The sequence below is a fragment of the Paenibacillus sp. CECT 9249 genome (assembly GCF_918697855.1).
Taxonomy (GTDB): Bacteria; Bacillota; Bacilli; order Paenibacillales; family Paenibacillaceae; genus MSJ-34.
In genome coordinates this window covers 22,186-38,037 of sequence record NZ_CAKKLI010000005.1, presented here as the reverse complement: position 1 = coordinate 38,037, position 15,852 = coordinate 22,186, and the positions used below count along the sequence as shown (strand labels likewise).

14 protein-coding genes are annotated in these 15,852 nt (G+C 53.4%); 11 read left to right on the top strand and 3 right to left on the bottom strand.

Going from position 1 to position 15,852, the window contains the following annotated elements; all coding sequences use genetic code 11:
• Positions 1–5 precede the first annotated feature (5 nt).
• The 3 genes from bcp (LQ229_RS06525) to LQ229_RS06515 all read left to right on the top strand — a co-directional run bounded on the left by bcp (LQ229_RS06525) (position 6) and on the right by LQ229_RS06515 (position 1,472).
• On the top strand, positions 6–482 hold the full coding sequence (gene bcp / locus LQ229_RS06525) for a thioredoxin-dependent thiol peroxidase (protein WP_216539013.1): 477 nt from the start codon (positions 6–8) through the stop codon (positions 480–482).
• Between the two features lie 353 nt (positions 483–835).
• Positions 836–1,297, top strand: a complete 462-nt coding sequence (bcp, locus tag LQ229_RS06520; protein WP_230191225.1) for a thioredoxin-dependent thiol peroxidase — start codon at positions 836–838, stop codon at positions 1,295–1,297.
• Between the two features lie 28 nt (positions 1,298–1,325).
• Positions 1,326–1,472, top strand: coding sequence for a hypothetical protein (locus LQ229_RS06515; protein ID WP_230191224.1), 147 nt, complete (start codon positions 1,326–1,328; stop codon positions 1,470–1,472).
• A 267-nt stretch (positions 1,473–1,739) separates the two neighbouring features.
• Here the strand turns inward: LQ229_RS06515 and LQ229_RS06510 are convergent, their stop codons facing one another.
• Complete coding sequence (locus LQ229_RS06510) at positions 1,740–2,270, bottom strand: hypothetical protein (protein ID WP_230191307.1); 531 nt, start codon at positions 2,268–2,270, stop codon at positions 1,740–1,742.
• A 113-nt stretch (positions 2,271–2,383) separates the two neighbouring features.
• Positions 2,384–3,022 (bottom strand): DedA family protein, encoded by a 639-nt coding sequence (locus LQ229_RS06505; RefSeq protein WP_216539010.1) that lies wholly within the window; start codon positions 3,020–3,022, stop codon positions 2,384–2,386.
• Positions 3,023–3,135: 113 nt separating this feature from the next.
• On the opposite strand from LQ229_RS06505, the gene LQ229_RS06500 reads away from it, so the two are divergent.
• Positions 3,136–4,335 (top strand): polysaccharide deacetylase, encoded by a 1,200-nt coding sequence (locus LQ229_RS06500; protein WP_230191223.1) that lies wholly within the window; start codon positions 3,136–3,138, stop codon positions 4,333–4,335.
• Between the two features lie 169 nt (positions 4,336–4,504).
• Here LQ229_RS06500 and LQ229_RS27090 read toward each other — a convergent pair whose 3' ends face one another.
• Positions 4,505–4,639 carry a hypothetical protein gene (locus LQ229_RS27090; RefSeq protein WP_290370021.1) on the bottom strand — a complete coding sequence of 45 codons (135 nt, stop codon included), beginning with the start codon at positions 4,637–4,639 and terminating at the stop codon, positions 4,505–4,507.
• Between the two features lie 203 nt (positions 4,640–4,842).
• Between LQ229_RS27090 and LQ229_RS06495 the strand changes: the two genes are divergently transcribed.
• From LQ229_RS06495 to LQ229_RS06465, 7 genes are all read left to right on the top strand, one after another.
• The gene (locus LQ229_RS06495) at positions 4,843–6,249 is read left to right on the top strand and encodes a cytochrome ubiquinol oxidase subunit I (RefSeq protein WP_216539008.1); all 1,407 of its coding nucleotides are present in this window, start codon (positions 4,843–4,845) and stop codon (positions 6,247–6,249) included.
• A complete protein-coding gene (gene cydB / locus LQ229_RS06490; RefSeq protein ID WP_230191222.1) occupies positions 6,233–7,249 on the top strand; it encodes a cytochrome d ubiquinol oxidase subunit II in 1,017 nt (338 codons plus the stop codon). Before LQ229_RS06495 ends, cydB begins: the two co-directional genes overlap by 17 nt.
• The gene (gene cydD / locus LQ229_RS06485; protein ID WP_230191221.1) at positions 7,249–8,988 is read left to right on the top strand and encodes a thiol reductant ABC exporter subunit CydD; all 1,740 of its coding nucleotides are present in this window, start codon (positions 7,249–7,251) and stop codon (positions 8,986–8,988) included. The genes cydB and cydD overlap by 1 nt, the downstream gene beginning before the upstream one ends.
• Positions 8,985–10,754: a thiol reductant ABC exporter subunit CydC gene (gene cydC, locus LQ229_RS06480; RefSeq protein ID WP_230191220.1), complete on the top strand. Its 1,770-nt coding sequence runs from the start codon at positions 8,985–8,987 to the stop codon at positions 10,752–10,754. Before cydD ends, cydC begins: the two co-directional genes overlap by 4 nt.
• A 423-nt stretch (positions 10,755–11,177) precedes the next feature.
• On the top strand, positions 11,178–12,170 hold the full coding sequence (locus LQ229_RS06475; RefSeq protein WP_230191219.1) for a MoxR family ATPase: 993 nt from the start codon (positions 11,178–11,180) through the stop codon (positions 12,168–12,170).
• Positions 12,167–13,408 (top strand): DUF58 domain-containing protein, encoded by a 1,242-nt coding sequence (locus LQ229_RS06470; protein WP_230191218.1) that lies wholly within the window; start codon positions 12,167–12,169, stop codon positions 13,406–13,408. The genes LQ229_RS06475 and LQ229_RS06470 overlap by 4 nt, the downstream gene beginning before the upstream one ends.
• A complete protein-coding gene (locus LQ229_RS06465) occupies positions 13,395–15,848 on the top strand; it encodes a transglutaminase domain-containing protein (protein ID WP_230191217.1) in 2,454 nt (817 codons plus the stop codon). Before LQ229_RS06470 ends, LQ229_RS06465 begins: the two co-directional genes overlap by 14 nt.
• Positions 15,849–15,852 lie beyond the last annotated feature (4 nt).

Here is a 15,852-nt window from a genome sequence, read left to right as displayed (position 1 = left end):
TTACGATGTCACAAGTGCAAATCGGAGAACGGATCCCCGATTTCAAGCTTCCGGCTTCGAACGGAGAAGAGGTAGCGCTAAGCGATTACCGCGGCAAGAAGGTCGTCCTTTACTTTTATCCGCAGGACATGACGCCGACTTGTACGCAGGAGTCTTGCGATTTCCGCGATTTCAACGGGGAATTCGCGCGGCACGATGCGGTCGTCCTCGGCATCAGCCCCGACGACATCGAGAAGCATCGGAAATTTATCGGCAAATACGAGCTTCCTTTTTTGCTGCTGTCGGATACGGATCATCGCGTATGCGAACTGTTCGGCGTGTGGCAGCGGAAAAAAATGTTCGGCCGCGAGTACATGGGCGTCGTTCGCTCCACCTTTCTCATTGACGAGGAAGGGAAGCTGGCGCAGGAATGGCGCAACATTCGAGTGAAGGGCCATATCGAACGGGTGCTTGAAGCGGTCGGAGAGCTTGGGGAGGATTAACTTTACGCTAAACGAATATATTACTAAGCCCAAGGATAACAATACATTGTAGAGGTTGTTCAAAAAGTCCCCTTTTGATCACGATGCAAGTCTCGGTGCAGATTCGACATCGAATCTTGCGTTCACCCTCGAAGAGCGTATGCTTACGAAGGATGTTTCCTCCGGAAACATTGCAGGTGCTCATGTAGGTTTTGCCTACACTCCGCTCCTCCTGAAAGTTTTTCGTAGCAAAACTCGCTTCGGAAGCATGGGCCAAGGGTTCTCGCAACCTTCTCGGTGCTGTAAAGCCAACTTTTTGAACGCGCATTTGTAGGTTTTCTCGATCAAAATCCAAGTAGAGGAGTCGATGGAAGATGGCACAGGCGCAAGCGCAAGTAGCGGTGGGACAGCCGGTCCCCGATTTCCGGCTGCCGGCGTCGAACGGCAAGACGGTGGCGTTAAGCGATTATCGCGGGAAGAAAGTCGTTGTCTATTTTTATCCGAAAGACATGACGCCGGGTTGTACGATCGAAGCGGGAGATTTCCGCGACGCGCATGAAGAGTTTACGAACAGCAATACCGTTGTGCTGGGCATCAGCCCGGACGACTTGCCGTCCCATGAGAAATTTATCGAAACGTACAATTTGCCGTTTCTGCTTCTGGCGGACACGAATCACGAAGTTTGCGACATGTTCGGCGTATGGCGGGCGAAAGACGGCTCCGAAGGCGTAGAGAGATCTACCTTTCTCATCGACGAGCAAGGCAAGCTGCTGAAGGAATGGCGCGACGTGAAAGTGGAAGGACATACGAAGATGGTGCTGGAAGCGGCGAAATAACGCGCCGAAAGCAGAAGGCGATCTACGCGTGCGGCCGGCGGCGGGAGGACCGGCGGACAGGCGGCTGCCGGATCGTTACCGGACGATCCATACATGCGGCCGCACGACCGGCGGTGGGCGGGCCGTTGCCGGACGCTCCATGCGGGCGATTCGGCTTCCGAGGGCAGAGCGGTAGACGTTTTTTCCGGGATCGAAGGCAGACTCGTTATCCATTAGCGGGAAATGCTACCGTTAATTTGTCCTAATTGAGTGGAAGGACCAGGCTAACGGTATTTCGTGGAGCTAATTTCCGGCAAGCTCGGTGAAAATGCCGATCTGCGGGAAATTAACGGTAGTTTTTACCGTTCATGAGGATTTAATCGAGGCAAACGTACAAATTAACGGTACGATTTGGAGCTAAACAAACCGCTGGAGCTAACTGCCCCAGCGGTTTTCTCGTACCTTATAAATTCAATCCAAGCGTGAACTTCCAACCGTCGGCGCCGAAATCTACGCTTTTCACCTTGACCCAAGCGGGAAGTTCCGACGCGAGCGGAATTTCGATCGGCTTCAACGCGAACCAGTCTTGCGGAACGGTAAGATCTTTAATTTTCGTCAATTCCGGAACCGCGCGGATCAACTGCTCGTCTTCATGCCATTCCAACCGATACGTAACCTTGGCTACGGCCTGCACCATCAAGACCGGTTCGATCTTGACGGAAGCTTCTATCGTATCCTGATCCAGACGCATGCGCAATCCGGTTATTTTGCCTTCGCCGATGTAAGAGCGGTACGGCTCCGTCTCCTGCATATAGGCAGCCGCCAACGAATTGATCTCTTCCTCCTTCAGATGCAAGACCGGCGCCCGGTCTTGAACCATTCCTTTCACGCGGTCCATGAGGGAGACTTCGATTTGCTGCGGCCAGCCGACAGCCTCGGTCGGGCGAATATAGAAGTATGCCGCAATGGCGATAATGATGATGATACTAATCATAAAGGCCAACAATTTGCCAAAAAATCTAACTAATGTTCGCATTTCTATCATTCCTTTCCGGAGTGAGTCCGATGAAGGGAAATTGCCTATGAAGGACGGACGACTCCAAGTTGCTAGTTTTGTTTCCGATTGCCTATCCGTTTATTCCACAGCTTCATTATCGGCTTCCGAAAACGAAAAATCAAATAGACTGCGAGAAGAATGCACGCGGCAACGATCGTTTTCATCGCATATTTCTCGAATACTTGAAAAGCAACCGCCCAATGCGGTCCGAACAGCTTGCCGATTGAAATGAAAATAATGACCCAAAATAACGCCCCCGAATAAGCGTACATCGCGAATTTGCGGAACGGAAGACGGATAATGCCGGAGAAATAGCCGGTGAAATGGCGGATGCCCGGAATAAAATAACCGATGAAAATAAGGCTGTTCCCGTATTTTTCGAACCATTTTTCCGTTTTCTCCATTTTGGCCGGACTTAGCAGCACCCACTTGCCATAACGCCGGATAAACGGCATCCCCAACTTATAGCCGACATAATACGTAATGGTCATGCCGATCGTCGTTCCTATAAATGCGACTGCCATGAGCGCCGGCCACAGCAGATGCCCTTCGTAGGACAAATACCCCGCATATGCCATCGTCGTTTCTCCAGGGAAGGGGAGGGCGATAAATTCCAACAGCAATCCGAAAAAAAGCACATAATACCCGTAATCGTGAAACAATTGCTCAATATGATGCAAGAAATCCATCTCCCCACCCAAAATCTATTTCTAATATTATATTTCCTTAGTCATAGTCTTTCATGCTCCTCCATATACTCTAGCAAATAACATTTCATAGAGAAAATTGGAGGTAGCAAAATATGGCGCTTCGTTTCGTTCTTCCAAAATGGATTTATTTTATTTTTTGTTTTGCGCTTTTGTCAGGAGCGGGATTCGGATCGTTCGTTCCCGTTTCTTATGCAGGATCCGCCGAGCAGCAGCAAGAGGATCAGCCGACCGTTTATTTAACTTTTGACGACGGACCGAGCAAAAACACTTCAACGGTGCTCGATATTTTGGCCAAGGAAAATGTTTTGGCGACCTTTTTCGTGCTTGGCGAGCAAGCCGAAGCGCGGCCTGAGCTTATTACACGTATCGTTAACGAGGGACACAGCATCGGTAACCATACGTATAATCATAACTACAAACAGCTTTATTCCGATTTTCGCGAGTTTTGGCGGCAAATAAAAAAGACGGAAGACATTCTCGATTCGATCGCGGGCATCAGGCCGTCGATGATTCGCGCGCCGGGAGGGACGTACACCAATTTTGACGAAGGCTATTTCTCCTACTTGGAGCAAGGCGGTTACCTCGTCTACGACTGGAACGTCGACAGCGGCGACTCGAAACGCAGAAACGTACCCGCATCCGAGATCAAGAAGGGCGCCAAAGCCGAAAACATCAAAGGGGATGTCATCGTCCTGATGCATGACGGCGGCGGACATGAGGAAACGGTGAAGGCCTTGCCGGACATTATCCGTTATTACAAGGACAAAGGATATCAATTTGCGCCGCTCACGCCCGACGTGAAGCCAATTCAGTTCGGCGTCGCTTCGAAAATCAAATGGAACCGCGCGCAGCCTTCCGAAGCTTGGCTGAAGGAACACGTCTCCGCCAACGCCGCCGTGCTGACATCGACCCAGAAGCAGCCGGAATTGCCGCTCCATATTATTAACGGGAAAGATACGGTCTCGTTGCAAAATAACGAATACAAACAGTTTGAACGAAGCTATTACGTACAACTGAGGGCGGCCGTAGAACGGTTCGGCGGAACGGTACGCTGGAGCCCGGAGTCCAAAAAAGCGGAAATCAGGCTCGGCGGATCGAGCATCGTGCTGGAGTCGGCTTCGGGAAAAGTGACGGTATCCGAGCCGCGCAAGGAGCCGCGAAGCTTCCAATCATCCATGTGGCTGACGGACGGAACGACGTATATTTCGGTGCGGAATTTGGCGGAAATGATGAACCGGCAAGTCGCGGACTATACATTGACGGAAACGAAGCGGGAAGTCGTTTTGAAATGACCGTCTAAATCTCGCTAGCTTTGCAAACAAATGGAACAAACCATATTTTTTAAAATGTTATTTAATAACGTTGAGTTGCATTTTAATAAGTGTTGTGATTTTCTTACTCGCTTTCTTAATGACGTCTTCAAGGATTTCAATGATTAGTTGGCAATATTTCTTGTAATTTTCAAAGGTTGTTTCTACTGCTTTTAATAATGAGCTTTTTGCGGACGGCTTCATTATGAAGCCGTCCGCGCTTGCCGCTCGGCGTCTTGCCGCCGCTCGGCCACTCGAATCCCCACTCCGTCGCTCGTTGCTTCACCGCTCGCTGATGAAATCTCAACTTTTTGAATGCGATCGGCAATCATTTTTGCTTAATCCATTACGATTGTGTGACGTTTAACGGAAAGTTCGGATTTTAGTCACCGCGGTATTTTAAAACGTGATAAATATCACAATCCCATATTGATCTATCTGACATAATGTTTGACAGAAACAACGAGAGAAAGGTGGAAGAATAAACCAATGGATACGGTTATACTGTCACGCATCCAGTTCGCGTCGACGACGATTTTTCACTTCTTCTTCGTGCCATTGTCAATCGGGTTGGCGCTGCTTATCGCGATAATGGAAACGATGTATGTCGTCAAAGGCAAAGAAGAATATAAGAAAATGGCGAAGTTTTGGGGAAAGCTATTTTTAATTAACTTTGCCGTAGGGGTTGTGACGGGGATTATCCAGGAATTTCAGTTCGGCATGAACTGGTCCGACTATTCCCGGTTCGTCGGGGACGTGTTCGGCGCGCCGCTGGCGATCGAGGCTTTGTTGGCCTTCTTTATGGAATCGACCTTTATCGGGTTGTGGATCTTCGGTTGGGACCGTTTGTCCAAGAAGGTTCATTTGGCCTGCATTTGGCTCGTAGCCGCCGGAACGACCATATCCGCTTTCTGGATCTTGGTGGCGAACTCGTTTATGCAAAGACCGGTCGGTTTTGCGGTCAATAACGGCCGAGCGGAAATGAACGACTTTTTCGCGTTAATTACGAACGGTCAAGTGCTTGTCGAGTTTCCGCATACGGTCTTTGGCGCATTTGCGACAGGCGCATTCCTGATCACGGGGGTTAGCGCTTGGAAGATTTTGAAAAAGCAAGATGTCGAATTTTTCAAAAAATCGTTTAAACTCGGCGTTATTGTCGCTTTAATATCCTCTTTCTTAGTCGCTATTTACGGACACCAACAAGCGCAATATTTGGTTCATACGCAACCGATGAAGATGGCGGCGGCCGAGAGCTTGTGGGACAATAGCGAAGACCCGGCCCCTTGGACCGTCATTGCGGCCATCGATCCGGATAAGCAAGAGAATAAGATGGAACTCAAAATCCCTTACCTGCTCAGCTTCTTGTCTTATAGTAAGTTCTCGGGAGAGGTGCGCGGCATGAAGGAGCTGCAAGCGGAATACGAGCAAACGTACGGACAGGGCAACTATATTCCTCCGGTACGGACGACATTTTGGAGTTTCCGCATAATGGTGGCGGCCGGATCGCTTATGATATTGCTCGGCATGTACGGTTTATATTTGGCGATGAAGAAAAAACTGGACAGGCCCAACAAGTGGTTTATGAGACTTATGGTCTTCGGCATTTTCCTGCCGCATATCGCCAATGCATCCGGTTGGATTATGACCGAGATCGGTCGACAACCTTGGACCGTCTTCGGGCTCATGCGCACGGAGGACAGCATTTCGCCTAGCGTCACTTCCGGAGAAGTTCTATTCTCGTTACTGTCGTTTTCCACAATTTATACGATTTTATTAATCGTAATGATATCCTTGTTTGTACGTGTCATCAAGAAGGGTCCGAATGCGGTGGATAAGAACGAAGCGCATTCTATCGATCCGTTCGATGGGGAGGTAAACCATGCTTTCTCTAAATGAGCTTTGGTTCATACTTGTCGCGGTATTGTTTATCGGCTTTTTCTTCCTGGAAGGATTTGATTTCGGCGTTGGGATGTCAACGAGACTGCTCGCGAAAACCGACGGAGAACGCCGCGTATTGATTAATTCGATCGGTCCGTTCTGGGATGCCAACGAAGTTTGGCTGCTGACGGCGGGCGGTGCGATGTTCGCGGCCTTCCCGCACTGGTACGCTACGTTGTTCAGCGGCTTCTACGCTCCGCTTGTCGTCGTGCTGCTTGCCTTGATCGGCCGCGGGGTGGCCTTTGAATTCAGGGGCAAAGTGGAGAACGAACGTTGGAAGAAGACGTGGGATATCGTTATATTCCTTGGCAGCTTGCTGCCGCCGTTCCTGTTCGGCGTCGTATTTGCCGGATTGCTCAAAGGCTTGCCAATCGACCAGCAGATGGAGATGAAAGCCGGGCTGTTCGATATGGTCAATCTCTATACGCTCGTCGGCGGCATTGCCGTTGCGCTGCTGTGCCTGGTGCACGGATTGATGTTCACGACGCTGCGTACGGTCGGAAGCTTGCAAGAACGCGCGCGCAGCATGGCCAGACGGTTGTTGATTCCGCTTGCCGCTTTGCTTGTCGTGTTCGGGGCAATGACTTACTTTATGACGGATGTGTTTAAAGTACGGGGAGCCATTCTGGTTGTCATTGCCGTCTGCGGCGTGGCGGCCTATATTATGGCGGGAGCGTTCAACTCCAAGAAAAGAGACGGTTGGGCTTTCGCCATGACGGGCACCGTCATCGCGTTGGCCGTCGCCTCCGTGTTCGTCGGTTTGTTCCCGCGGGTCATGATCAGTTCGATCGACAGCGCGTTCAACTTGACGATACACAATGCGGCGTCGGGTGCTTATTCGCTTAAAGTCATGACCATTGTGGCCTTAACTTTGCTTCCTTTCGTCTTGGGTTATCAAATTTGGAGTTATTTTGTTTTCCATAAACGTGTACATGAGAAGGGACATCTTGAATACTAATGGATAAAAATTTGCTTGGATACAAAGGGGTAAAGCAGGTTCTGGCGATATTAGCCTTGATTGCCCTGGTACAGAGCGTTTCCATTATATTTCTGGCGAAGTGGTTGGCGGAAGTCATTTCCGCCCTTTTTGCCGGAGAACCCCTACAGGAACAAACCGGCAAAATGGTGCTGTTCCTGTTTGCATTTCTCGTCCGTCAAATCTCGGCCTTGATTCAACAGAAAGTGGCGTACCGCTTCGCGGAAGCGACAGGTACCGGTTTGCGCAAGCAAATGATGAATAAGCTATTCGAATTGGGGCCGAGATTCGCCAAATCGGAGGGAACCGGGAATTTGGTGACGCTTGTGCTCGAAGGCATATCCCAGTTCCGCACGTATTTGGAATTGTTTCTCCCTCGCATGCTCGGAACGGCGATTACGCCGATCCTCCTGGCGATTTATATCTTTACGCTAGACGTCGCTTCGGGCGTCATTCTCGTCGTGACGATGCCGATCCTCATCGCCTTTCTCATTCTGGTCGGTCTGGCCGCGCGCAAGCAGATGGATCGGCAGTGGGAATCCTACCGAGTGCTATCGAATCATTTCGTCGATTCGCTGCGCGGATTGGAAACGCTGAAGTTTCTCGGACGGAGCCGCGCACATAGCGGCACGATCGGCCGAGTGAGCGACAAGTACCGTTCGGCGACTATGCGCACGCTTCGCGTCGCCTTCCTGTCTTCCTTCTCGCTCGATTTCTTCACGATGCTTTCCGTCGCTTCGGTAGCCGTTAGTTTGGGTCTTCGTTTAGTAAACGGCAACATGGAACTGGTTACGGGATTGACCGTGCTTATTTTGGCGCCGGAATACTTCCTGCCCGTCCGTATGGTGGGAGCGGATTATCACGCTACGTTAAACGGCAAAGAGGCCGGGAAAGCGATCCGTGCCGTCATCGACCGGGACGCCGCTCCGTCGGCGCCTATTGCGCCTTTGTCGGCGTTGCCGCCGTCCTTTGTCCGGACAAAGGAAAGCTCGCTTGTGCTGTCTGGCGTTTCGGTTTGCCATGAGCAAGAGGGTACGGCTTCTCTGCAAGACGTATCGTTTGACATTAACGGTCGGCAGAAAATTGGGATCATCGGAGAAAGCGGCGCCGGCAAGTCGACATTGATCGATGTGTTGGCCGGCTTCCTGCACCCGACGTCCGGTGAATTCGTATTGAACGGACAAGCGATGGAGGCGTTAACCGCTGAGGAGTGGCGGAAACAAACGACTTATATCCCGCAGCATCCTTACATTTTTAGCTGTTCGTTGAAGGATAATATCCGTTTCTACTATCCGGATGCGCCGGACGAAGCGGTGAAGCGGGCGCTCGACGCCGCCGGCTTGTCCGCATTGGTCGGCAATTTACCGCGCGGCGTCGATGAAACGATCGGCAGCGGCGGACGCCGGCTGAGCGGCGGCCAAGAGCAGCGGGTCGCGCTCGCTCGCGCATTTTTAAGCGACCGTCCGATCATTCTGCTGGATGAGCCGACCGCTCACCTGGACATAGAAACGGAGTACGAGTTGAAGGAAACGATGCTGTCTTTGTTCGAGAATAAACTGGTCTTCCTGGCTACCCACCGCTTGCACTGGATGCGCGACATGGATTGGATTATCGTGTTGGACAAGGGGAAGGTGGCGGAGACCGGCACGCATGAGCAGTTGCTTGCGCATAAAGGCATCTATTACGACATGATTGCGTCGCAACGGGAGGGAATCGAGTGAAACGGGAAGAATGGCTTCGCCCTTATATAAGGACTCATTACGGACGCTTTGCGGTCATAGCGGCACTGGGCGTGCTGACCGTTCTGTGCGCCGGTTCGCTGATGTTCACTTCCGGCTATCTGATTTCCAAATCCGCGATGCGTCCGGAAAATATTTTAATGGTCTACGTGCCGATCGTCCTGGTGCGAACCTTCGGGATCGGCCGGGCGGCTGTGCATTACATCGAGCGGCTTGTGGGTCACGATGCGGTGCTGCGTATTCTCTCCAAGATGCGCGTGCGGTTGTACCGTATTTTGGAGCCGCAGGCGCTGTTCGTTCGCTCGCGCTTTCGTACGGGCGATATTCTGGGTGTGTTGGCCGACGATATCGAACATTTGCAAAACGTATACTTGCGTACCGTGTTTCCGAGCGTTGTGGCTGTCGTTTCGTATGTAATCGTGATTGCCGCTTTAGGTTGGTTCGATTGGGCGTTTGCGCTTCTGATGGCGCTGTACGTTTCTGTTCTCGTTTTTATGATGCCGGTTATTTCGCTATGGTTTACACAAGCGAAGCAGCGTCAGATGAATAGAGGCAGAAACGGTCTTTATCGGAAGCTGACCGATGCCGTGCTTGGCATGAGCGACTGGGTCATTAGCGGCCGTTCTTCGCAGTTCGTTCAATCGTACGAGAGGGATGAAGCCGAGGTGTTGGCGATCGACGGCGCTTTGAAAAGCTTCGCCAGATGGAGATTCCTTATCTCCCAATGTGTGGTCGGCATCGCTGTGCTTTCTGTCGTATATTGGGCGGGAGGGCGATACGCCGAAGGGGAGATCGCGGCAACGCTGATCGCCGCGTTCACTCTCGTCGTGTTCCCGGTCATGGACGCTTTCCTGCCCGTTTCGGAGGCGATCGAGAAAATTCCGCAATATCAAGAATCGCTGCAGCGGCTGGCGAATATAAGCGATGCGGGGGATCGGGCGTCGACGGCTGGGGCTGAGGAGCGGCAAATTGCCGGCCAGCCGGCGGCGGCAGAGGAAACGGTCCGGTTGGCGTCCGAGTTCGCGCATATTCGGTTGGATCGGGTGCGCTACCGGTATGATGCCGGGGGGCCATGGACCGTCGACGATCTGTCCCTGGAACTGCCGCAGGGCAAGAAGGTTGCGGTAATCGGCCGCAGCGGCGCCGGCAAATCGACACTTCTTCGTCTGATTCAGGGAGCTGTCGTTCCCGAGCAAGGCTCTGTTACAATTAACGGCGTCAATGCGGTCGCCTATGGCAATTATATTCCGCGCGTGATTAGCGTGTTGAACCAAAGCCCGCACCTGTTCGATACGACGGTCGCGAATAATATCCGGCTCGGCAAAGGGGACGCTTCGGACGAAGATATTCGCCGGGTGGCGAAGCAAGTCCGGCTGGATGCGCTGATTGAATCGTTGCCGGACGGTTACCGGACGCCGATGCAAGAAACGGGGCAGCGCTTCTCCGGCGGCGAACGGCAGCGGATTGCGTTGGCTCGTGTGCTATTGCAGGATACGCCCGTCGTCATTTTGGACGAGCCGACGGTCGGACTCGACCCGCGTACGGAAAAAGAGCTGCTCGCCACCATTTTTGAGACAATTGAAGGCAAGTCGCTGATCTGGATTACCCATCATCTGGTCGGGGCGGAGCGAATGGATGAAGTCATTTTTGTCGAGGGCGGCAAGATTGAAATGAGAGGAACGCATGCCGAACTTATGGAGCGGTATCCGCGTTATCGAAACCTGTACCATCTTGATCGCCCGGTTTGATCGGCTAAGCGGATGACATCGATCCGGATCGGCTGGTTTGATTCGTTAACATGATGCATCGATCTCGAATATTGGATTTGACCGGTAACCGATGCATCGATCGCAAACGGCTGTTTGGTCTTAAACAGCTGCGTCGGCGTAAGTGATGAGTCGAGGATTTGTCTGCCCCGCCAATCGCTCGGCTCGATAGGTTGTCGGCTACGTTGCTCGGTGGAATCGGTCGGTCTGTCGGATGTTTCCGCGAGCGTCTGCTGCTTCCTCTCCCTACGCTTAAAATGTTATAAAGAGCAACATAATCACTGATATTTGCTCTAGAACGCTTTTTTAGTGTGAATTGTTCTAAATCTCTCGGTTTCTGGCGAAACTATAATGATAGATTCATCTATCAAACATTTCTTGTTATGGGAATGGAGGTTTCGCTATATGATTTCTCAAACTTCGTTATCATTTTACGAACGGCCTATTGAATTGATTGAAAGAGCGGTATCGCGCGTTGAAAGAGTCATAGTAGGAAAAAGAGAGAACATCGTGCAGACGGTCGTGGCCATGCTGTGCGGCGGCCATGTGCTCATTGAAGACGTGCCGGGAGTCGGCAAAACGATGCTGGCCCGCGCGCTGGCGCAAACGATGGGCTGTACGTTTCAACGGATCCAGTTTACGTCCGACGTGATGCCGACCGATATTACCGGGGTGTCGGTGTATAATCCGCAAACGCTTGAATTTGAATTTCGCCAAGGCCCGATTATGGCCAATCTGGTGTTGGCCGACGAAATCAACCGGGCGACGGCGCGGACGCAATCGGCGCTGCTTGAAGCGATGGAGGAACGGCGCGTGACGGTGGACGGAGTAACGCGGCCGTTGCCGGAGCCGTTCGTGCTGCTCGCTACGCAAAATCCGTTCGATTTCGAAGGGACGTATCGTTTGCCTGAGGCGCAGCTCGACCGGTTTATGCTGCGAATTTCGCTCGGTTACCCGAGCGCGGAGCAGGAAACGGAAATATTGACCCGTTTGCAGGAACAGCATCCGCTCGAAACGATTAAGCCGGTGCTGCTGGCGGACGAGCTTGCGCGCATGCAGCGTGAAGTGCGATCAGTACATGTGGATGAAGCGATCAAGCAATATATCGTAACGGCCGCCCAAACGACGCGCACGCATCCCGATTTGGCGCTCGGGGCCAGTCCCCGCGCTTCGCTCGCTTGGATGCGGGTCGCGCAAGCGCAAGCTTACGCACGGGGACGCACTTATGTCGTGCCTGACGATGTGAAGGCCATGGCCGTCCCGGTGCTGGCGCATCGCCTGGTACTGAAGCCGCAAGCGAGAATGGCGGGCAAGCGGTCCGAGGAAATTGTGCGCCAATTGATGAATACGCTCCCTGTTCCGATGTTTCGCGGCGAAGCGGGTGCGAGGCATCGATGAGACGGATCGGCAAATGGGCGGTTGGCTTCGGCGTATTGGGTTTATGCTTCGCGGCGGCCTCGTGGCGAGGCGGGACGGCGGAATGGTTCTTGTTTTTCATCGTTTGCTGCGTCATTGTCAGCGGGGCGCTTATTCAAGGTTTTGCGCTGAAACGGGTGCGTTTCGAGCGTGTTTTCGATCGGGAAAGCTATCGATCCGGCGACGATGTCGTCGTAACGTTGAACGTCGCATTCGGACTTTCGTGGATTCCGGTCCTTTGGCTGGCTGTAACGGATCGCTGGTCGAGCGGGGACGACGCGAGGGAACGATTCGGCGGACAATTTCGCACCGTCTTGTTTCCATGGTTTCAATCGCAAATCACAATGAGTTACCGGATCCATGGGATTGACAGGGGGCTGTATCAATTCGGGAAGCTTGAATTGGAAACGGGAGATGTATTCGGATTCGTTACGAAAAAAAGGACAGTCGAAACCGGCGGGCAGATGATCGTTTACCCTTCGCTGCTTCCGTTAGTCCGGCAACAGTCGGGCGGGACGCAGACAGATCAGGTTCGTTTCGCCTCGGTCAAGCCGAACGCGGAACCGCAAGGCTATGGCGCGCTAATTCGGGACTATGTGCCCGGGGATCCGTGGAAACAAATCCATTGGAAAAATTCCGCCAAACTCCAGCGTTGGCAAACTCGTTTGCCGGAAACAGAAACGGCGGAAACCGTGTGCGTCGTGCTTGACGCGTCCGAGGATGGTGGCTTGGAACGCCGGCGTTTCGAAACGGCGGTATCGTGTGCGGCGACATTGCTGCACCAATTGTCGGCCGCCGGCGCCCAATACAGTTTCGTATGCCATCATCGGGGACAATATACGCTGCGCAACGTAAGGGGCGAGCTTGCTCCCGAAACGTTGAATTGTTTGGCGGAAGTGGAGGCGGACGGCCGCGGCCATGTTGCCGGCTTGTTGGAGCGGGAATGCGAGTTGAACCGGAGAGGCGCGAACATTGCGATCGTTACTTCGCATATGGACGAGACGACCTGCATCGCGGTCCAAAGCATGCTGCGGAAAGGCCTTCAGCCGGAACTGTTCTGGATCGCAGGAGAACGGAAGGAACAGGCGGATCGCGACGATTGGCTCCGGCATCACGAATGGGCCGGGAAGCTGTTGGAGCTTGGCGTGAAAGTTCGGGTGGTAACCGAAGCGTATGCAAGTATGCAGGCGAGAGGCGGGATGAGCGATGTCAGCGCCTAGCCGGTTCGCAAGAAACGCTTTGCTGTCGCTTCTGTTGTTTTTATTGTTCGCGGAATGGCTGTATCCGTTGTACCGGATGGTTGAGGCGACCGAATTATATGAAGTGAAGCCGATTTTTATCGCGATCGCTAGCTTCTTGATCATCGGATTGCTGCCTCTTCGCTGGTATTCGGCATTGCTGCTGCATAGCGCAGTATGTGTGGCGATGCTTCTGCTGTTTTTTCACAGAGATATGGCGTCGTGGCCGCAAGGGTTGATCCAGATCGCGGATACGTTGATACAGGATGGGCGGCGATTGATCGTTTCGTTCCGGATGGAACGCATAAGCTCGGAAGGGCGGACATTACTCCTATTGATCGGTTGGGCGATGGTGGCCTCTTCCGTGCAATCGTTAGCGCTCTCGAGGCAACGGGGATTGTTCTTTGTCGCGGCAACGGCCGTTTATTTGGTGGCGCTGCAATGGTGGCTCGGATTGGACACGAATAACGGGCTCGTGCGCACGGCGGCAATCGGGTTGTCTCTGCTTGCGCTGCTGCGTTACGTGAAATTGGAACAAATGCCGGTCGCGGCGTTTGCCGAACGATCCTTCCGGCACGGCGAAGCAGTATCCGGGATGGGAGCTTTCACGCGGGGAACGACACCGTACTCGCTGGGGCAAGGCAATGGATGGCCCGTCTCCTGGATCGCCGGCAGTTTTGCCGTCATCGCATTATTCGTAGGAATCGGTCTGTCGGCAGCGTCGCAGGCCAATTCCGGGATTCACCCGGTTTCGTGGCAAGTCGAGAAAGCGAGCTTCGGAGATTGGGTAAGCCGGACGTTTGGTTCTCAGGCGGCCGAATGGCTGGGAGCGAGAGAATGGGCGGCCTCTCCCGGTTCATCCGTAGGCGCGACAGGATACAGCAAGGACGACAGCGAACTTGGGGCGCGTATCGCACCGGTCGATACGGTGCTGTTTACGGCGGAATCGCCGGTACCCGCGTACTGGCGCGGCGAAAGCAAAAGCGTCTATAACGGACGCGGCTGGTCGCAGCCGCGAACCCATTGGACAGGTACCGATTGGCGCGGAACGATATTCGGCGAACGGCTTGCTGACAGCGAGCGGCAGGGAGATACGATTTCCCAAAAGGTGACGCTGTCGGATGAGGCGGCCAAGAGCGGCATGCCTTTGCTTGCCGGAGGTACGATCGAGCGGATCAAGCGGCTGCAATATGCGAATCCATCCGCCGACATTCCGGACTTGGTTCAAATCGACGCTGCTGCGATAACGGCACGAATGCCCGCCAATGCAAGAACGGGCGATTTGTTGCAATACGAGCTGGAAGTACGTATGCCGAACGTTCCGGCCGATCGGCTTCGTTTGATGGACGGAGACGATCCGAGCGAGATTCGCGAGACGTATTTGCAGTTGCCGCCGGAACTGCCGGCGAGGGTAGCGGAGCTTGCGGAACGAATTACAGCCGAGGCGGGAGCGAGCAGAATCGAGCAAGTCGAAGCGATCGAGCGATATTTGCGGGAACATTACGAATATTCGATGAACGACACGAAAGTGCCGCCCAAAGGGGCTGACTTTGTCGACCATTTTTTGTTCGAGCAACAACGGGGGTATTGCAACCACTTCTCGACCGCAATGGTCGTCATGCTGCGGACGCAAGGGATTCCGGCCCGTTGGGTTAAAGGGTTTGCGCCGGGCGAACGAAGCGGGGACAACGCTAACTTATATACCGTTCGCGCCCGGGACGCGCATGCTTGGGTAGAAGTATATTTCGATGGAGTCGGCTGGCTTCCGTTCGAACCGACGCCGGGATTCGGCGTTCAAGCCGGCGAGCCTTCCGGCGCCGTAACCGCTTCGGCTCCGTCCGTCGTCTCGGCGCCGAACCGGACAGTTTCCGCTGCGCAAGACGGATCGCATTGGCGGAGCGCGGAATGGATTCGCAGCCTGGCGCGAACGGGATACGCCTCGTTGCTCCAAGCGGCCGAATGGTCGCGACCGATATGGGACGGCGGCGTACGGGCAAGCGGACCGATTGCGGCGATTGTCCTTGCGGTCATTCTAACCGTCGGAATCGTCTGGTTTGTCATGTCGCATTATCGAATCGATTGGCAGTTGAAATGGGCAATGCGGCAGTATGGCCGAACCGGAGGAGATCCGAATCGATTGCGCCGAGTCGCGCTGCTCATCTGGGCCCGGATGGCCCGGCAATACGGAGATAAGGGCCCTCATATGACGATGCGCGAATACGTGGAGCGTCTAACGCTCGAAGATGAACGCGAGAAGGGACGATTGGTGCGGCTCGTTTACGATATGGAAAAAATCGCTTTCGATTTCGCGGGCTGCGATCGTGCGACAAGACGGCGCCTCCTGGATGTTCCGCGCCGTACGTCGGCATCAAGACGTAAACAAACCGAATTAATTCAGCAAAATTTGAACGATATTCAGTGATATG